Annotated in this window: 12 protein-coding genes and 2 pseudogenes; 9 read left to right on the forward strand and 5 right to left on the reverse strand. The window is 69.5% G+C overall.

Annotated features, from left to right (window positions below; translation table 11 throughout):
* The first annotated feature begins 18 nt into the window (after positions 1-18).
* The gene (locus tag ACWDYJ_RS18885; RefSeq protein ID WP_451566692.1) at positions 19-630 is read left to right on the forward strand and encodes a nucleoside/nucleotide kinase family protein; all 612 of its coding nucleotides are present in this window, start codon (positions 19-21) and stop codon (positions 628-630) included.
* A 1341-nt stretch (positions 631-1971) separates the two neighbouring features.
* Here the strand turns inward: ACWDYJ_RS18885 and ACWDYJ_RS18890 are convergent.
* Both ACWDYJ_RS18890 and ACWDYJ_RS18895 read right to left on the reverse strand, forming a co-directional pair.
* The gene (locus ACWDYJ_RS18890; RefSeq protein WP_451566693.1) at positions 1972-3264 is read right to left on the reverse strand and encodes a hypothetical protein; all 1293 of its coding nucleotides are present in this window, start codon (positions 3262-3264) and stop codon (positions 1972-1974) included.
* A 156-nt stretch (positions 3265-3420) separates the two neighbouring features.
* Positions 3421-4551 (reverse strand): winged helix DNA-binding domain-containing protein, encoded by a 1131-nt coding sequence (locus ACWDYJ_RS18895; RefSeq protein WP_451566707.1) that lies wholly within the window; start codon positions 4549-4551, stop codon positions 3421-3423.
* Positions 4552-5066: 515 nt separating this feature from the next.
* On the opposite strand from ACWDYJ_RS18895, the pseudogene ACWDYJ_RS18900 reads away from it, so the two are divergent.
* The 4 genes and pseudogenes from ACWDYJ_RS18900 to ACWDYJ_RS18915 form a co-directional block, all read left to right on the forward strand.
* A pseudogene (locus ACWDYJ_RS18900) lies at positions 5067-5199 on the forward strand (IS5/IS1182 family transposase); the annotation flags it as partial.
* Between the two features lie 278 nt (positions 5200-5477).
* Positions 5478-6116, forward strand: a complete 639-nt coding sequence (locus tag ACWDYJ_RS18905) for a hypothetical protein (RefSeq protein WP_451566708.1) — start codon at positions 5478-5480, stop codon at positions 6114-6116.
* 497 nt (positions 6117-6613) lie between these two features.
* On the forward strand, positions 6614-7234 hold the full coding sequence (locus ACWDYJ_RS18910; protein WP_451566694.1) for a hypothetical protein: 621 nt from the start codon (positions 6614-6616) through the stop codon (positions 7232-7234).
* A 373-nt stretch (positions 7235-7607) separates the two neighbouring features.
* Positions 7608-7815 (forward strand): annotated as a pseudogene (locus tag ACWDYJ_RS18915) (hypothetical protein); the annotation flags it as partial.
* Positions 7816-7922: 107 nt separating this feature from the next.
* Here the strand turns inward: ACWDYJ_RS18915 and ACWDYJ_RS18920 are convergent.
* Positions 7923-8480, reverse strand: a complete 558-nt coding sequence (locus ACWDYJ_RS18920; RefSeq protein ID WP_451566709.1) for a VanZ family protein — start codon at positions 8478-8480, stop codon at positions 7923-7925.
* Positions 8481-10900: 2420 nt separating this feature from the next.
* On the opposite strand from ACWDYJ_RS18920, the gene thpR reads away from it, so the two are divergent.
* On the forward strand, positions 10901-11485 hold the full coding sequence (gene thpR, locus ACWDYJ_RS18925) for an RNA 2',3'-cyclic phosphodiesterase (RefSeq protein ID WP_451566695.1): 585 nt from the start codon (positions 10901-10903) through the stop codon (positions 11483-11485).
* 286 nt (positions 11486-11771) lie between these two features.
* Here the strand turns inward: thpR and ACWDYJ_RS18930 are convergent, their stop codons facing one another.
* Positions 11772-12812, reverse strand: coding sequence for a YihY/virulence factor BrkB family protein (locus ACWDYJ_RS18930; RefSeq protein ID WP_451566710.1), 1041 nt, complete (start codon positions 12810-12812; stop codon positions 11772-11774).
* Positions 12813-13748: 936 nt separating this feature from the next.
* Between ACWDYJ_RS18930 and ACWDYJ_RS18935 the strand changes: the two genes are divergently transcribed.
* The 3 genes from ACWDYJ_RS18935 to ACWDYJ_RS18945 all read left to right on the forward strand — a co-directional run bounded on the left by ACWDYJ_RS18935 (position 13749) and on the right by ACWDYJ_RS18945 (position 17633).
* The gene (locus ACWDYJ_RS18935) at positions 13749-14600 is read left to right on the forward strand and encodes an aldo/keto reductase (protein ID WP_451566696.1); all 852 of its coding nucleotides are present in this window, start codon (positions 13749-13751) and stop codon (positions 14598-14600) included.
* A gap of 416 nt (positions 14601-15016) precedes the next feature.
* Entirely contained in the window at positions 15017-15949 is a 933-nt protein-coding gene (locus ACWDYJ_RS18940; RefSeq protein WP_451566697.1) for an AraC family transcriptional regulator, read from the forward strand.
* 187 nt (positions 15950-16136) lie between these two features.
* Positions 16137-17633: a glycoside hydrolase family 6 protein gene (locus ACWDYJ_RS18945; protein ID WP_451566698.1), complete on the forward strand. Its 1497-nt coding sequence runs from the start codon at positions 16137-16139 to the stop codon at positions 17631-17633.
* 63 nt (positions 17634-17696) lie between these two features.
* On the opposite strand, the gene ACWDYJ_RS18950 is transcribed toward ACWDYJ_RS18945, so the two are convergent.
* Positions 17697-19187, reverse strand: coding sequence for a transglycosylase family protein (locus ACWDYJ_RS18950; protein ID WP_451566699.1), 1491 nt, complete (start codon positions 19185-19187; stop codon positions 17697-17699).
* Positions 19188-19220: the final 33 nt, after the last annotated feature.

Genomic DNA, 19220 nt, shown 5'->3' on the forward strand with positions numbered 1-19220 from the left:
CTCGTGCAGGATGTGGGGATGGAGTTCGAAGAGCTGCACCGGCGGGCCCGCGCGCTGGCGGCGTCGGGCGGGCGGCGCGTCCTCGGGATCGCGGGGCCGCCCGGCGCCGGGAAGTCCACCCTGGCCGCCCGCCTCGCTCGGGCGCTGGGGCCGGAGTCGGCCGTCGTCGTCCCGATGGACGGCTTCCATCTCGCCCAGGCCGAGCTGGTACGCCTGGGACGGGCCGACCGCAAAGGCGCGCCGGACACCTTCGACGCCGCCGGATACGCGGCCCTGCTGCACCGGCTGGTCGGTCCCGCCTCCGGCGTGGTCTACGCGCCGGCCTTCGAGCGCTCACTGGAGGAACCCGTCGCCGGGAGCATCCCGGTGCACCCGGGCGTTCCGTTGGTGATCGCCGAGGGGAACTACCTGCTGTACGAGGAGGGGGAGTGGGCAGCGGTGCGGCCGCTGCTGGACGAGGTCTGGTTCCTGGCGCCCGACGAGGAGACCCGGGTGCGGCGGCTCGTCGACCGCCATGTCCGCCACGGCAAGGAAGCGGCGTACGCGGTGGCGTGGGTGGCCCGGTCGGACGAGGCGAACGCCCGCCTGATCGCACCGGGGCGGGCCCGGGCGGACCTCGTCGTCGAGTGAGGACGCGGGGCTGTCGCCCCCCGCCGCGGAGCGGGCGGCGGGGCGTGCGGGATGCGTTGACGATGCGGGCGACGCGACACATCGCCGGCCCTTCGCGTCAGGTGGGCGGTCGTCTCCCGGACGGCTGAATTCAGCGACCGGGTCCGGTCCCTCTCCCCCGTTCGCGCGTCGAGTTCTGCGGATACCGCGTCGTCTCTCTCCGGTCGTCCCCGGTGCCCCTTCCGCTTCCCTTCCTTGAGGAGACGTAATGGCGGCTGCTGGTCCCGCAGACCGCCGATCCCACGCCACGGTGCGCGTGTGGGCAACAGATCTACGGCGAATTCCGCACCGTGTGCGCGGAATTCGCCCTGCCCGACGAGCTGTTCCCCCGGCCACGGCGGCGGATGTGCCCGCCTACATGGACCGCGCGCCATCCGTGAGCGCCTCGAATACAACGAGCGCGTGCGCTACTCCTGTTCGACATGCTCCGCGAAGCGCCGGCACCCCGCCGCTTCGGCCGCCTGAAGCCGGCCTGGCCGCTTCTGCGCGCCGTCGCCGCCCATACGCCGCCCATACGCCGCCCATACGCTGCGCTCCCTGACCCTCGCCGGCCTCCCCGAGTCCTTCCAGGAACGCTTCGATCTGCCCCGTACCCGACGCGCGACCCTGGTCTCCTTCACGCTGCACCGCGGCATGCGAACGCTGATGTACGCGCTGCCCGAGCACTGGCGCTACCGCACCCCGGTGGACGGCGTTCCCGCGACGCGGCCCTCCGCCACCGGTACCCGGCGGCGTCCCGATCCGGCTGCCGGCCGGGGCCGGCTTCCCGCACCCCGGCGAAGCAAGGCCGGCGACAGCCGCCCGGCCCGCCTGCGGGCCTTGTTCCGCCAAGTCCTGAACCAGACCGGAGACGGCCGCGTCGGCAGCGCCGACCTCCAGGCCAGGCGCACAACGTCTGCCGGCCCTGCACCTGTCCGCCGAGCGCGAAGCACAGGTCTACGAGGCCTTCGAGACCTGGTGGAAGCACCTGTGCACCACCACGGACACCGACGGCGACGGGCACGTGACCCGCGAGGAGTTCGTCACCGCCATGCTCGCCGGCATCGACCGCGACCCCGCCGACGGCGGGCGGCGGGAACGAGCCCGGGTACCGCAGGACCTCAGAGAGGCAGATGGCTTCCGGTCATACACCGCGATCCCCACACCCTCGCCCAGACGTTCCTCGGGGCAGGCCTGCGTACACAGTAGGTCGGTGCGGTATCAGGCCCGACAGCCCAGCGCGTCAACGCCGAACACCGCCGCGCCGCCCGCGCCGCGAACCCGTCGCCTCGGCCCACCGCGGCCTGGCGGGAGAGCCCCTGTTCAGTCGCCGCCGCAGCCTCCCCCGCCACCGCAGCCGCTGCCACAGCTGCTGGAGGAACCGCAGCCGCCGGAGGAGCCGCAGCTGGAGCTGCCGGAACTCTCCCGACGGCGGGCGGCCTCCTCCTCGCGGCGCTCGCGGTCGCGCTCCTCGTCGGCCTCGCGCTGCAACGCGTACGAGGTACGGGCCGGACTCCACTCCCTCAGCCGCAGCCCGGGGCGGCGGACGGCCAGCAGCGGAGCCGCCGTGACGCTGGAGACGATCTCGGTGTAGCTCCGGTAGACGGCGAACTCGACGATGACCTCGGCCCCCTCACAGGGCAGCCCGTACATGATCGCCTCGTACGGCTCGCGCCTCTCGTTGATGTCGTGGTGCTCCTCGCGCAGCGCCTTCGTCGGCCCGCCGACGAGGATCCGCCCGTCGGGGCCGCTGCGGTCGTCGAACCGGTCGCGGAAGCCGACCAGGGGCTCGGCGGTGGTGATCCGGGCGTCCGCGAAGAGCCAGTCGCAGTCCGTGAGCGTGTCGTGCCGGACTCCGACGCGCAGGACGGGCTGCGGCCCGCGGTGCAGCCGCCGGGCGGCCCACCATGCCGCGATGCCGCGGCCGAGGAGCGGGGTACCGGGGGCGAGCAGCAGCAGGGCCACGACCTGCTGGCCGGTGGCGTCGTACGGAGCCCCGTTGCCCGCCGCCTCCAGGTCCCGCTCCAGGCCCCAGAACAGGAAGGCGGCGGCGGCGACACAAAGCGCCGTACCGGTGAGGTTCAGCCGGAGGCCGCGGCGGTGGTGGCCCCTCGGAAGGTTCTTGGGGACCGGGTGGCGGGCGGCGCCGGCCGCGGCGAGGAAGAGGGCCCGCTGGCGCCGCCGTGCCCGCAGGCGCAGCAGGACGCCGGTGAGGGCCAGGGTGCAGAGGCCCAGGACCAGCCACGCGCCCGCCCGGCCCGCCCGGTCGCCCGGTTCCGATCCGTACAGCCCGAGCGCCGCGTCGAGCGCGATCACCGGCACGGATACGGCAGTGGCGACCGGCAGGAAGCGGTACCAGGCGGGCAGGACGAGCAGGAGCACCGCCGCGGGGTAGCCCGCCCACGCCGTACCGACCTCCGGGATCTCGGGGCCGTTCCATCCGAGCAGGATGACCGCGAGGAGGACCGGCGGCGCGAGGACCCAGCCGCCGAGAATGGGCGCGAAGGCCGCCGGAGCACGTGCGCCGAGCCAGCGCCGGGCGTCCTCGGCCTCCCAGACAGAGGCGCCGCCCGCGGGTATCGCGGCCTGGGGCAGGTACTTGACGATGTCAGTCACGGCGTCAGTATGCGGAGCCGCCCTCGCAGGTCAGAAGGCCTGCGAGGGAACGGAATCGCTACAACGGCACTCAACCGCCGCCGTTACGAGGTCTTCCGCCCCGAAGGCGGCATTCTCCACCACGTGCCACGGAAGTCCGGGCGGGAGAACGGCCGGTCACAGCAGCCGCACCTCGGCCTCGGGGAGCTTCGCCCACCAGTGGTGGTGGCGGCCGTAGACCGCCGCCTCGCGGTCGCCGAGCAGCGCGGCCAGTCGCTGAGCCTCCGCGGCGAGCCCGTCCCAGACGGCGGGTGACAGCGGACGGAAAGCCGTCGCCTCGATGAGCCCGTCCACCTGGCGCCACACACCGGCGACATGGCCGTCCACCAGCAGGGTGGGCAGTACATCGCCGTTCCTCCGGATCACCAGAGGACGGTAGGCCGGGGGTATCACCCGACCGCGATCGGCGTAGGCCAGCAGAACGCTGTCCCACATCGCCATCAGCCGGGGCGGGGCGGGGGTTTCCGCGGGCGGCCGGGGAGCGCCCGGGAGGTCGAACAAGGTATCGCCGTCCGGTCCCCGGAGCTGCTCAACGGCGCTGTCCAGAGCGCCGAGCGCCTCGCGGACGTCTGCCCGCCGCACCATGGCGAACTGCGCCACGTCCGCCACCGACGCGGGCCCGAACCCCGCCAGGTAGCGCAGGATCAGGGTCCGCAGCGCCTGGGGCTCCACCGCCCGCCCGGCGGGGAGGTGCCCCGTCCCGGCCGTGAGGAAGGACGGCCGGAGGCTGAAGGACCACGGCGCGTCCGTCGGGGCGTGGTGCAGCGGCGCGTACGCCTTCAGCCCCCACCACGCCCCGTCCTTCCTCTCGGCGCCGACCCGCTCCTCCACCCACGCCCGCATCTGCGACGAGGTGCGCGGCCGGCGGGTGAAGGCCAGCAGCTCCGGCACCAGTTCGTCGGCATCCGCGGGGGTCAGCCCCGTGGCCGCGAAGCGGAAGCCGAGCCGGGAGGCGTACAGGGTGGGCTGCATCGCCGCGCGGAAGACCGGATAGTCCTCGGCGTGCACCGTGTGCAGGGTGATGCGCATCAGGGTCGCCTTGGCCACCGAGCGTCCGGTGTAGGCGGCGTCCAGCTCGGCGGGATCGAAACCGGCGAGCCGGTTCCACAGCGCCACGTACGGCGAGGCCGGGTGCTGCGCCTGAAGCGCGACCACGCGCCGCAGCCCGTCGGGGACGGTCAGCGGCTCACGCTCCAGCAGCAGCTGGCGGCTGAGGGTCGCCCGGTTGAGTTCGAGAGCGGTGATCATCACAGCGCGGGATTCTGCCCCATCGCCCGTGTCGGCGCCCCTACCGCCGTGCTCCGCTCCGCGTTCGGTGACAGGAACGCGAGTCCCTCGACGTATGACCCGCTACGCGATGCGCCGGGCCTGGCCGTCACCAGTTTGAGCATGCGGCCGCCGCCACGATCTGAGTACGCGTATTCAGCCCTTGCCCACGCCCGTCTCCCAGACTGATCACGTCACCGAAGGTCAGCACCAGGGAGTCCGACACGCACACAGCAACCCCGAACCCGAGCCCCACGGCGTTCGGCCGGGTCCTGGAGGTGGCTGCGGTGGTGCTGTGGGCGTCACCGCGCTGTCGCTCGTACTCGTCGCGCTGGTCATGGGCATGCTCAGCCTGCTGGGCGCGTTGTACGGGGAGGACGTCACCGGCCTGTGGCTGGAGCCGCTGATCGTGGTCGGCGCGCGGGCGGGGCCCTCGCGCTGCTGTACCGCGCACCCGGAATCCGGCGTCTGTCGCGCGACGCCCCTCTCACCCTGCTACCCACGACAGCCAAGCCCTGAAGCCCATGGTGCTCGGTCACCAAACGAGACACGATCCACTGCGGCCGCCACTTCAAGCTGCACGCGGACAGGCATACGACGTCCCCACGCAAGGGCGTCGAGTCATCAGACACCCGGACGGATGCCTCTGCCACGCCTGCCTCACCAGTGAGTCCGAGTAGAGCGGGTTCTTGTGAGCATTCACGTTTTCGTCTCTGACGGGGATCTTGTGATTCCGTGAGTTCATCCGTGAGTTCAGTTGTCGGCACGCACCTGGCATGTGCTCAGGGAGGCACAACCGAAGGGACTCAGCTTCCCTTGTTGGTTCAGGCTTGGCGGGGACGAGGATGCTCGGTGCAATCGGGAGGCGACAGGGGCGGGGGTGCGGAACACTTCACCAGGTGATCGTGATGCAGCCCGTCCTGGAGATATACAACGCCGACGGCTTCGACCTCTGGCCTGTCGCCGAAGTTGAGCCGTTCAGCTTCCTGCCACTCAGCGGTGAGCTCTCACCCGCCCAAGTCGGGACGGCGGTGATGAGTATCGTCGGCTGGAATGACGTCGACCCCGATCAGGATGGCGGCTGCCCGCCTCGGCCGGCCGACCCGCTTGGTGGATTCCTGCACGGGCTGCTGACCTGCGACAACCTCTACGCATCCGGTGGCCTGCGCGTCACGGACCATTCCACAGGCATCAGCTTCGTGCCCGGCTGCTGCGACGGGCTGGAGGACTGGCGCGACTGGCACCAGTTCTTCGACGGGGACAGCGCGCTCTGGTTCGGCCACGACCCCCAGTCGTCCGTTGCCGAACGCGTCGGCGACACCATCCGGCTCACCGTCGAGGCCGAGCAGAGTGACAGCCGGGTGATCGAACTGTCCGTGACCGAGTTCCGCCACCTGCTCGCCGACGCCGAGCGCGACCTGGCCGGCTTCCTCGCGCTGGCAGCAGCCTGGATTTCCAAGCACCTGCCTGACCACTCCGCCGCCGTCTCCACCGCCCTCGCCCGTGTTCTCGACCTGCCCGCGTCCGCCGTACCGCCGAAACCGTAGGACAGCCCGTCTCGCTGACCAACGGATGGGCGGTGGCCCCGATCCCGTCATCGCGCGCGACGTCGTGAGCATGTTCGCGTGCACCGGCAGGACGCATTCAACGAACCTCACCGGCACGAACGGCAACGACGTGTTGATGCGGAATTCGACGCCCGTCATCCCGCTTGCCTCGATGGTGCGGGACCCCGCCGCCGTGGCCCCCGTGCAGTGGGTCTTGCAGTGCCGCTTGCATGAGTTCGTTGACGTCAGCCAAACTCCCTGTCTCAGGGCGGAGTAGGCGGTGTACCTGTAGGAACACCAGCCCCCGCCACGCCGCGTGCTGAAAGGAATGCGACAGCTACCGAACAAGTGCTCTCCGGCCAATAGGCACGCGATGCGCACCCAGCCGCCTGGCCCGACTACCGCCACCGGTTCTGGGTACGCGGTTCGGCGTTGCAGGCACCCGCACTGCGTACCATCGCATCACACGCATCAACACGAAAGATGGCGAGGAACCCATGACCACAGCAACCAGCGCGGCTCATATCAAGGCCGATTACGCGCAGCAGATCGCCGGCGATCTCTCAGCGAACCAGGCTGCGCAGGAGCAGACGCGGACCGAACTGCAGCGGCTGCAGGAGGAACTGAGCCAGCTGGAGGACAACGAGAAGGTTCTCCTGAAGATGCAGGAGGCTTTGGGTATCGCGGCGGAGTCTGCGACTACTCAGGTCGCGAAGCGTGGTACGAGGCGTACATCAGTGCCTGCCGCGCGCAGTGGCTCTCCGGAGGAGGAGAAGACCGCAGCACTCAAGTCGGAAACCGGTAAGACTTCCCGGACGCGGGAGGCCGCCGCGAAGGCCCGGACTCCGAAGAAGACCGAGGGTCCTTCCTGGCGTGAGCTTGTCACCGCTGTCATCACCGGTCAGACAGAACCCAAGTCCGCAGCCGAAGTCACAGACATGGTGAGCGCGGCCCATCCTGAGCGCACGGTGCAGGCAGCAGTCATCCGCAACACCCTCGAACAGGGTGTCGCCCGCGGGCTCCTCGAGCGCTCCAAGCAGGGGCGCTCCGTCTACTACACCCCGGCCGGCTCCCCCACGACAGGCTCTTACACCGAGCCTCCGAACGCGGTCTCATAGAACACCTCGCCGCCCACACATCTACCCATGCCCCGTCCGGAAGCCAGCCCCGGTGCGATGGCAGCATCAGTGCTGCTGCGTTGAACCTTCGAGGTCCTGACCGCACGCTGTCGTCGCGGCAGCCGGAGACATTCCACCGCACGACGTCCGGCACAGGCGCCTTCTCGGCGCGCCCTTGAGCAGTGGACTCCTCCAGCGGGCATGCCCTTCGCTACGTAGAGATCCGCCCGGATGCCGATGGGGCGTGGGCCGCCTTGGACGGTCCCTGATTCCCTGACGATGACGCGCGGAGTCAACTGGCGGTGGGCCAGGAGCGCCCGCTGGTGGGGTCGTCGAACTCCAAAAAAGAACGATGGTCCTGGACTGGGTGTTCTTGAAGCGCCACCTCCCACCTGCGGGTGAGGCTTTCGCCCAGTGCAATGATCACGCTGATGTGATCACGGCGTCGGAGCCGTCCTGGATAGCCCCGTTTACCGGGCCGAGCCTCTCGCCAGTTCGGGAGGCTGGTGACCACGCTGCGAAGGGCAGGCGCGGATGCGGTTCGCGGGGGCCGGCCGTGGTGCTCCCCCTGCCCCCGTCGGCTACGCATCCACTCGCTTCCGCGGACGCGGAAAAGCGAGGTGGCCGACGTCGGCGCAGAGGCGGCAAGCCACCTGCCGCAGCGGCGATTCCCGCACCGAGGATTGACCTATGCCGGGTCCGTAGAACTCATCTCGCGTTTGGTGAACCGGTGCCACCAGTGCCGGCGTCGGGGATGCACTGCGCGGCCAAGCCAGAGGCCGATCAGCAGATAACCGATGAGGGCACCCGTAGTGTTGAGCAGAACATCATCGATGTCGAAGGCGCGCCCGGTGATGAGGGCGCCTTGGACGAGTTCGACGAGGATCATCACGAGAGCGGTGGCTGCCGCCACGCGGAGGAGTCCTCGCGTTCGGGGCACCAGTACCGGCAGCAGCACACCGAACGGTATCCCCAACACGATATTGCCGCCGAGCTGCTTGACCGTGTCACGAGACAGGGGCTGCTCGAGATAAGCACGGATGGAGTCACCAGGGCGCAGGTTACTGTGCGTCAACTGTACGGAAGCTGCCGAGGGTTCCAGAGTCAGCCGGGCCAGCACCACCGCAAAGGCCACCGCCCCCACGAAGGCCAGCATCATGGCCAGCACCCGGCCGAGCGCAGACAGGGGAGGTTTTCCGGAAACCTGCCCTCCAGGATTCTTCGCGGTCTTGTCACGCAGGACCATCCGCGCCATTACGAACTCCCAGCCAGCGTTGGTTTGCTTGGACGTTCCGAGTACCGGCGTTGTGAAGCGTCGCGCTTCCCGGCGGTTCACGCGGGTTCACGTTCGGATCCGAATAGGCCGACTCGCCCGGGAGACGGTGGGTGAGCACCCGCAGCAGCGCGTCGTCGGGCACCTCGGCAACCGTGGCGGACCTCGACCACCGACAGATGAGTTCTGAGTGTGTCATGGCCGGTCGGTTTCGCCGACACAACGCCCGGAATATCTGGCCCGTCGCCGTCGCCGACCACAACCAGCAGCCCGGTGAAGACGGTTGCACACTGTGGTTACACGGCCAGCCCGCGACGAGGACCCGGGTCTGGAACCGACCGTCCACATCCACCGCCATGACGAGCACGTCATCCCTTAGCCCTGAACCATCTCCAGGTCGGAGTCGGCAGGGACGACCGCCCACTCCTGCGTGGTGATCAGCTCACCCTCTCCACCACGGCGTACGCCAGGCGATGTACACGCCATAGCCCATGCCCGCCACAGTAAGGGGCACGGCCGGCAGTGTCCCCCCGCCGGGCCAGCGGCGGGTAGCAGGCGTAGTACCAGGCGGCCTCCCAGTCTTCGGCCAGGCTTGGTGAGCCGGCCGGCAGGTCGTCACCCTGGATCGTGGTGCCCCTCGCGGCACGCTCCGCCCGGGCCGGGCGGCGGTGGGTTCGCGGTCCTCGCTTCCGTGGGGGCCGGTGCCCGGCCCGCCCGCGTGGTTGATTGAGCGCGGCACGGCGCCAGCCGACTGCCGGTCCGCGCCCACGCCGGGGAATGCTGGGACGCACGAAACCTCTCCCCCGCTCTGCGGTGATCGTCTACCCACCGGACATCGAGGGCGGGCGGCGCGTCCGCTGCGACGGCGCGTGCAGCTTCTACGGCGCGGTGGGCGGGTGTTCGACAAGTCGAGTCGTTGCCATCGAGGCGGCCTCGGGAACCCTCTGCCGTCAGAGCACCCCACTGGGAATCAGGCGTGAGGGGGAACGGAACGCGTGGAGGGGCCTTGGTGCCGTACGGCACCAAGGCCCCGAAGGAATAACAACACCATCTGCCGGCTGTAATACTGCGCCGGCCTACTGTGTCCGCAGGCCTGCCCCGAGGAACGTCTGGGCAAGGGTGCGGGGATCGCGGTGCGTGACCGGAGACCACCTGCCAATCTGAGGTCTTGCGGTACCCGGGCTCTTTCCGCCGCCCGGGCGATCCTGATGGCGCTCCACTCCTCCGTTCTTCCCTCTGGAATCGACTACTTGTCAAACCGGTACTGCCACTACTGGTACTGCGGGGAACTGCTGACACTGCGCACTGCGGGTAAAGCGCTGTACTGCAACCGCTGAGTACTGCTGGTGTTGCCAACTACTCGTGGCGATAGAGAGCCACTTCGTCCGGCAGCCAGCCCCGTCGCCCATCCTGCGTCTTCACCGGCTTGGAACCCCACTGCCGGACCTCCCAGCACGCGCGCCCGCAGCCGACGCCTTCACTGAGAGACCACTGAGTACTGCACTGCTGCTGGTACTGCTGCACTGCACCTACGGAAACTGCCTTGGCGGCCCCTGAACACTGCGAGCCACCCGGTCCAGTCGTCAGTCCCGTCGCCATCCCGCAACAACCCGGCTTCCGAACTCCACCACTGCACCGCCACGCCAACTGCATACTGCTGCCCGGCAGTTCATCTCTGCCGGGCCTTGCTTGATCTCGGCTACGAGAGAAACCATAACCACACCACCATCCAATGTCTACTCCGGCCAGAGCAGATTTTGGCGTGTTGAAGGGGAAGGAAATTTGCTACCGGCGGCAGGGGCCGTGCCATGTCAAGTCGGGCTGTCGGCGGATGTCCCTTCCCGACCCCGCTGAGCAGGGCATATCCGGCGGCAGCGTCACGTCCGACAGGCATCACGGTGTGCAAGGGACCGCGCCAGGCGCTGTTCAGGGTGAAAGGCAACGGCCGACACCGATGACGCCTCTGTTACGCCGACCGGGTGAATCGGCACGGAGCGACACGACGACTGCCCCCGGTCAGCGTCTCGGAGTGGAGGGACCGCGGCGCCGCGCTGCCCCCTGCGAGGGTTCTAGCCACTGAGGGGCGAGGCCGCTCGCGCGGGCCAGTCACTGGATGGCGCGGCAACGCCCGCGCTCTTTGATAACGACGGCAACCATGGACGAGACGGCTGCCAACCCGGACGGCTGCCGCTCTCCGCCGTCGCGGGCGAGTCTGGCCGTTGACCGGACCCACAGGACCGGGGTTCACCGGGGACGTGCCGGCTCCCCCGGTCACAGGCAGCGAAGGCGGGAGGGGGCGCCGGGTGAGATGCCGGAGAGGCGTGGTGCAGGCCACACTGCGAGTACGGAACAGAAGATGACTGAACCACCCGAGGCACGGTACGAAGTCTCTCGTGAACGAACAGATTCAGGTCTCGACCATTCGTGTGTTCATCGCCCTCGCCCCGCCCGACGATGCGAAAGAGGAGCTGGCACGGGAGCTGCGGCCCGCCTACGACGCGTACCCGCGCATGCGGTGGAACCGCATCGAGGACTGGCACATCACTCTCGCGTTCCTCGGCGAGCTCCCCGTTACGGCCGTTCCCCTCCTGCGGCCACCGCTCGCCGACCTCGCGGCGCAGCACCGGCCCGTACAGCTGGCCCTGCACGGCGGCGGGCACTTCGGCGAGCGGGTGCTGTGGAGTGGGATCGGTGGGGACCTCGAAGGGCTGCACGTGCTCGCCGCCGAGGTGCGCGCCGTGGTCAAGAATTGCGGTGTCGTCTTTGAGGACCGGCCGCTGCACCCCCATCTGACGCTGGCCCGCTCCCGCCGGAACGATCCCTCCTGCGCGGTGGAGGCCGCCACCGGACTCGCCGCGTTCACCGGCCGCCGTTGGCACGCCGAACGCCTGCACCTGGTCGGAAGCAACCTCGGCCGGGGCCCGGGACCGATCCGCTACCGCGACATCGAAGCCTGGAACTTCGGCGGCAGGGGCTGAAAGCCCCGCATGTGCCGGGCCGAGTTGTGTCGGGTCGGGCTGATCTCTGGTAGCCGTCCCAGCAGTGTCGCGCAGCCGGGAGTGGTCGGTCTGGTCTGTGGCGGGTGGCACGACGGTTCCGCCTTGGCTCCCTCGACCGTGTGGCGCATGAGGTCGGGGCCGGTGCGGTCGTCGTCGCAGAAGAGGCATGGTGCGGATCGGCTCGGCGGCAGTCCCGGACGGCGGCCGCGAATGTCGAGGTCTCAATGCCCAGCGGCTTCTCGGCCAGAGGCCGTTCCACACCGGCTCACTCCAGGCGGCGCCGGTCTTCATCACTCCACGTGCGGGTGTCGCGAGGCTCGACGTACGGCTCCTCGTCCTGAGGATGGCCTCCCGCGACCGCGCGCTGGCGGACCATTTCGGCGTCGAACTCAAGGCCGAGGAGGATCGCGAGGTTGGTGATCCACAGCCACACCAGGAAGATGATGACGCCTGCGAGGGTGCCGTACGTCTTGTTGTAGGAGGCGAAGTTCGCGACGTAGAACGCGAAGCCGGCGGAGGCGATCATCCAGATCACCAGGGCAAGGAAACTGCCCGGGGTCACCCACTTGAAGCCGCGGCCCTTCGCGTTCGGCGCCGCCCAGTACAGGATCGCGATCATGATCGTGACGAGCAGCACCAGGACTGGCCACTTCGCGACTGACCACACCGTCAGCGCACTGTCACCGATCCCCAGGGCGGCTCCGGCCTGGCGGGCGAGGCCGCCGGTGAAAACCACGATCAGCGCGCTGGCAACGGCGAGGATCATCAGCGTGACGGTCAGGGCGAGACGAAGCGGGAGGACCTTCCACACCGGGCGGCCCTCGGGCATGTCATAGACGGCGTTGGAGGTGCGGATGAACGCGGCGACGTACCCGGAGGCGGACCAGATCGCGACGGCCAGTCCGACGATCGCCAGGAGCGAGCCGACGCCGCTGTTCTCCTGAAGCTGCTGCACCGCATTGCTGATCACATCGCGCGCGGAGCCGGGAGTCAGCTTCTGAAGATTGTCCAGCACCTGCTTCGTCGCGGACTCGCCGGCGACGCCCAGCAAAGACACCAGCACCAGCAGCGCTGGGAAGAGGGCCAGTACCCCGTAGTACGTCAGCGCCGCCGCCCGGTCTGCCAGCTCGTCGTCCTTGAACTCTTTCAGCGTGCCGCGCAGCACCGCCGGCCATGACCGCTTGGGCATCTCAGAAGGCCGATCCGGCGCCTGCTCCTCGACCTGCTCATCCGGGCCCGCGCGGCCATCCCGGCCGGTGAGGTGCTCGCCGTTGTCACTGTGCTCTGGGTTCGGTGTGCGTGTCATACCCGGCGGCTTTCCCCTCACGGCCGTCTCATGCACTGACCGCGAGCCTGACTGCGTGAGCAAGCTTCCTGCGGACTGAGGGGGTGGGCGACAGAGAGTGCTGCCCTACGGCCCCACACCGGCGGAACCGAGGGCGCGGACAACAGAGAGCGCCGGCCCGGCCCCGCCTGGAACACCGCCCGCAGGCCACACCGGGCCGCGCGGGCGGCGGCAGGGCGACGTATGAGGATCCTGGCCTCGTCCGCCGTGGCGTCCTCGGCCTCGGCGAGCGCCCGGTACAGCGAGGCGACCGACGGGATTGCCCGCGTCTCGCCGGTCTTGATTTCCTCGGTGAGAGGGTGCGCAGTGCCTGCTCGCTTCAGTCCCAGCGCCGATCGGGCATCCCGGACGAGCCGCCGCGCGTGAGCTGATGGTTTCCGGCGCGGTGGTCCTGCTCCGTACCCCGCAGGGAACGTTCCGGGCGGCCGGCGCAGCGGGAGCTGGACCCCCAGGGCCTCCGCCAGCCGGTGCGCCGCCCGCACCGCCTCGGCGTCCACCGCCTCAGCCACCGCCCGCGACCACAGACCCGGCCCGGCGTCCCGTCGGCGGAATCAGGCCCCGAGCCGGCCGACCGCCCGCCGCCCGCGCCACGTCGTACACCTCACCCTGCTGGACCACCTGAGCACGTTCTGTGCCGGCCGGAACGGGGGAATGCATCGGCCCGCACCACGGTCTGGTCCACCACCGAGAAGGCCGCGTTCACGTACTGACCTGCCCGGCGGCACTGCCGCGTCCCTGCGCAGCCGCCGCCGTCCCGGCTCGCGGGAACACCCCGGGCGCGGGAATGTGGCGATGAGCGGTCCGCTGGTTGCGGGCTCGGTCAGCCACGCCTCGCCGTACGGAGTCCGGATATGGAACCCGGGCCGCAGCCCACCCGAACCACGGTAAGGAAACCTCATGCAGACCGTCGCGCTGAGCAACGGCGTCCAGATGCCGATCCTCGGTTTCGGTGTCTACCAGATCCCGCCGGAGCAGACGGAGCGGGCCGTCACCGAAGCCCTGGCCGTCGGCTACCGTCTGCTCGACACCGCCGCCGCCTACGGCAACGAGGAAGCCGTCGGCCGCGCGATCAAGAACGGTGGGATCCCGCGCGAGGAGCTGTTCGTCACCACCAAGCTGTGGGTCCAGGACGCCCCCGCGGAGGAGAGCACCAGGCGGGCCTTCGAGAGGTCGATGGACAAGCTGGGCCTGGACCACCTCGACCTGTACCTGATGCACCAGCCCTTCGGCGACGTCTACGGGCAGTGGCGTGCCATGCAGGACCTGTACCGGGAGGGGCGTATCAAGGCGATCGGCGTGGCCAACTTCTACCCCGACCGGCTCGTCGACCTCATCGAGAACAACGAGGTCACGCCTGCGGTGAACCAGATCGAGACCCATCCGTTCTTCCAGCGCACCGCCGACCAGGAGATCATGCGCGAGCGCGGGGTCCAGATCCAGTCCTGGGGCGGGTTCGCCGAGGGCAGGAACAACCTCTTCACCCACCCGGTCCTCAGCAGCATCGCCGACCAGCACGGCAAGTCCGTGGCACAGGTCGTCCTGCGCTGGCTCATCCAGCGCGACATCGTCACCATCCCCAAGTCGGTCCGCCCCGAGCGCATGGCGGAGAACCTCGACGTCTTCGACTTCCGGCTCACCGAGGACCAGATGTCCCAGATCGCCACCCTGGACACCGGCAGGTCACTGTTCTTCGACCACCGCGACCCGGCCATGGTCAGCCGGCTCGGCACGACCCGCCTCGACGACTGACCCGGCCCGCGGCCTCGAAGTACGCCATCACTGCCGACACGCGTCCCCGGCCGCGAACCGGAGACATCACGGCTGCCCAACTCCCGCTCCCCGTGGCTGACGATCCGCTCGATCAGGCGAGCGTCCCACCACGCGGGCGCATCGCCGATCACCGCTTCGACGTGCGGTCCGCTCGGGCGGACGCGACCCCGGCACCGACGAAGCCGTGGAACTGCTCACCTCTTGAGCCTGCCTCCACGATGAGCACCCCGGTGGTTTGCGGGCTTTCAGCGTGATCAATGCTGGGATGCCCGCCCGCGGGGCGGCCTGCCGAGATCCACACCACCACACGAGAGAGGCGTACGCCTGCCATGGACGAAACCGAATTAGAGGATGCGGCGGCTGGAGACCAGGGTCTCCTCTTCCGAGGGAGCGACGTGGAGGAGCTGCATGATCTGATCAGCACGAGGTTCGCTCCTAATCGCTTGTCGGTGCGGGCTGATCATCCGCTCGACGGTCACTTCCGGTGTGCCCACCAAGGGAAGATCGGGTTGTACGAGCTGGGGTACGGCGCCGAGGTCGAGGTCACCCCCGGAGCGCCGTTGGACTTCTACAACGTGCATGTTCCGCTCGCCGGCGGCGGTTCCATCACCGTGGACGGAGAGGCGCTCTCCTCGCCGCTCAGTGTCATCGGGCCGGGGCAGAACGTATCGATGCGCTGGAACCAGGACAGCCTGAACCGGGTCCTGATCATCCCCCGTCCGATGGTCGATCAGGCTCTCGGCCTCCGGCTCAGCGACCCGCCGCAGAGGTCCCTGGACTTCATGCCCGTGCTTGACGAGGCGGCGGAGCCGGTGAGGGCGTGGCTGAGTCTGGTGAAGCACTTCGCCGAGTTCGCCGATTCCGGCCTCGCCGTCCGTTCACCGCTGGCGGTACAGCATTTCGAGCAGCTCCTCGTGAACGGGCTGCTGGACGCACAACCGCACACGCTGGTCGATTCGGTGGCGGGCCGGGGCCCGGCCGCCCTGCCCGCCGCCGTACGGCGCGCTGCGGACTTCTGCGTCGAACACGCCCACGAACCCATATCGGTGGCCGACATGGCGCAGGCCGCCCGGGTGAGCGTGTGGAGTCTGAGAGAGGGTTTCCGGACACACATGGCCGTCACCCCGCTGGCGTATCTGCGCAGCGTGCGGCTGGGCCGCGCGCGCCGTGACCTCCTCGCCGCCGCCTACGGCCACACGACGGAGACCGTCACCGGCGTGGCTCTGCGCTGGGGGTTCACGCACTTGGGCCGTTTTACCGGCTATTACCGCAAGACGTACGGGGAGACCCCCTCGCAAACGGTGCGCGGCGCGCGTGGAGAAAAGTGAAGGGCGTCAAGCCGCAGCGGAACGGCTTCCCCACGGGACGTTGTTGTGCCGTGATCGACAGTCGGGCGATCATGGAGGTGGGTCCGTGCGTTTTGCTGATCAACCGCGCGAAGAGGGGGACCTTCACATGAGGGTTCCTTCGCCGTTCTCGGCCGGCCCGTCACGACTGGAAGAAGGACCGTTCCCCATGAACACGACACTCGGACTGTTACGGGCGACCGCTGCCCCCGTGCTGGCCGCCGCTCTGCTGACGTCCACCGCCCCGTCCGCCTCCGCGGTCGACGCGCAGCCGGTCTACGGCGAGCTGGCGAACAACGGCACGTTCGCCGCCGGGACCACCGGCTGGTGGTCCTCCGGTGCCACCATGGCCTCCACCGGCGGGGCGATGGTCGCGACCGTCGGCGCCGGGACGGGCAACCTGTGGGACGCCATGGTCGGCCAGAACGACGTCCGGCTCCGCCCAGGCGTCCGGTACACGCTGTCCTTCGACGCGAAGGCCTCCGCGGCGGCCAAGCTGCGCACGACCGCCCAGCTCGGTGCCGCCCCCTACACCGCGGCACTGGACCGGACCGTCGATCTGACGACCGTGTCCAAGCGCTTCACCTTGACGTTCACCTCCGGAATCGACACCACGACCGGAGCGGTCACCTTCCAGTTCGGCGGCCAGCCGGTGAAGACGGATGTCGTCATCGACAACGTTTCCCTGACCACCTCCACCGCCCGCGAGGGCTTCTACGTCGACCCTGCCAACAACGCGGCGACCTGGGTCAAGAACAACCCGGGCGACACCCGCGCCGCGAAGATCAAGGCCGCCATCGCCGACCACAACACCGTGAAGTGGTTCGGGGACTGGGACGCCGACGACAACGCCGCCACCGGAATCCAGACCGAGGTGTCCGACTACGTCGGCGCCGCCGCCGCACAGGGCCGCGTGCCGGTCCTGGTCGCCTACAACATCCCCGGCCGGGACTGCGGCGGAGCCTCCTCCGGCGGGGCCGGCTCGCCGGATCTGTACAAGGCGTGGATCGACAAGTTCGCGCAGGGCATCGCGGGCCGTCCTGCGATCGTCGTGCTGGAGCCGGACGCGGTGGCCCAGTCCTCCGACGACGCCTGCATGAAGGGGGCTGCCGAGCAGCGCTTCGACATGCTCTCGTACGCCACTCAGCACCTGCGGCAGCAGGGCAAGTTCGTGCAGACGTACCTGGACGCGGGCAACGCCACCTGGACGCTCGGTCCGGACCTGAGCGGCACCCAGGGCATAGGCCTCAAGAAGATGGCATACCTGCTGGGCCGCTCCGGTGTCTCCATGGCCCGTGGTGTCTCGGTCAACGTGTCCAACTTCGACGACACCGTCGTCGCCGACGACTACGCCAAGCGGCTGGCCGCCCAGCTCAAGGCCGACTTCGGCCTGACGAGCCGTTGGGTGGTCGACACGTCCCGCAACGGCAACGGCGGCTACGTCGTCCCGGGCTCGCCGGGCAGCGGCCATGTCGGGTTCTGCAACCCGTCCGCGCGCAAGCTGGGCGTGACGTCCCGGGTCGGCAGCGCCGGCGGGGCGGAGTACCGGCTGTGGCTCAAGAACCCGGGTGACTCGGACGGCAACTCCTCGCAGTGCCCGGCGGGCTCCCCGCCGGCCGGCACGTTCTCCCCGGAGCTGGCCGAGGCGCTGATCGACGGCCGCTGAGCGGTCGGCGGCGGCGGGCCCGGCGGAGTTCACCGCCCGGCCCGCCCGTCGTCCCTCCGGCTGTCAGCCCAGCCGCACGCTGTCACCCCACCACGACTTCGCCGGTACGGCCCACGACTTCATCGGCGCTGCGAATCTGCCGAGCGTGTCCGACGTGAACGTGAAGAGAGCGCCGCGCCCGTCGTCGTACCCGTAGAACGCCGCCACGTCGGACCGGCCGTTGCCGTCGAAGTCGCCCGAGGTGATCTGGACGTTGTGCGCCCACCACTCCCCCGGGGCGACGTTCCACGACTTCACCGGGTCCGCGAAGCCTCCGTCCGCCCTCGCGCGGAAGGTGTGCAGTGCCATCGCTCCGCTGTCGTAGCCGTACATCACGGCGAGGTCCGTGCGCTGATCGCCGTCGTAGTCGCCGGAGGTGAGTTTGACGTTCTTGCCCCACCACGACCTCTCGGGAACGTTCCACGACCGTACGGGGGCGCCGAATCCGCCCGTCGCGGTGGATGTGAAGGTGAACAGGGCGGCCCGTCCGTCGTCGTAGCCGTAGAAGGCCGCCACGTCGTCCTTGCCATTGCCGTCGAAGTCGCCCGCGGCGAGTTTGACGTTCTCGCCCCACCAGGACTTCTCCGGTACGTTCCACGACTTCACCGGGTCGGCGAACTTGCCCGTCGCGTCCGGCTTGAAGGTGAACAGGGCGGCCCGCCCGTCGGCGTACCCGTAGAAGGCCGCCACCTCGTCGCGGCCGTTGCCGTCGAAGTCGCCCGAGGCGAGCTTCACGTGCTCCGGCCACCACTGGCCCGGCGGAACGTTCCACGACTTGACCGGATCGGCGAAACCGCCGTCCGCCTTCGCGGTGAAGGTGAACATGGCCACCGAGCCGTCCGCGTAGTCGTACATCGCGGCGAGGTCGGCCCGTCCGTCGCCGTTGAAGTCGCCGGCGACCGGCTTGACGCGCTTGAACGACCAGTTGCCCGGGGCCACCCGCCAGGACTTGACCGGGTCCGCGAACCCGCCGTCCGGCCTGCCCAGGAAGGTGTGCAGGGCGACCGACCCGTCGGCGTACCCGTACAAGGCCGCCGTGTCGTCCCTGCCGTCGCCGTTGAAGTCGGCGTGCACGCGGGACGCCGCGTCCTCGCGCCAGGCGGGCTCGACCGGCTCGGCGGGATACGGGTTCGTGTCGTCACTGCCGAGACCGCCCGCGGGGCCGCACCTGGGCCAGGCCCCTTCTCCCTGTCCGGCCAGGGTCTTCTCGCCTATGAGGATCTGTTGCGTTTTGGTCGCGTGGTGCGGGTAGGCGGCGTACCGGCTGCCGCCATAGGCCTGCCAGGTGCTGAGGGAGAACTGGAGACCGCCGTAGTAGCCGTTGCCGGTGTTGATGCTCCAGTTTCCGCCGCTCTCGCACTGGGCGACCTTGTCCCAGGTGGCCACGGAGGCGGCTGTGGCGGTCGGAATGCCCACCAGAGCAGCCGAGCCGGTCAGCAGGGCCGTCGCGGCGGCGGCAGCGCGAAGGCCGTGCCTTCCCGCGCCCCGTTCGGTCCTGTCGCGGTACTTCGTCATGGTTGAAGTCCTGTCTGTACGTCGCCCGGGCGG

The organism is Streptomyces sp. NPDC003042, assembly GCF_053591315.1.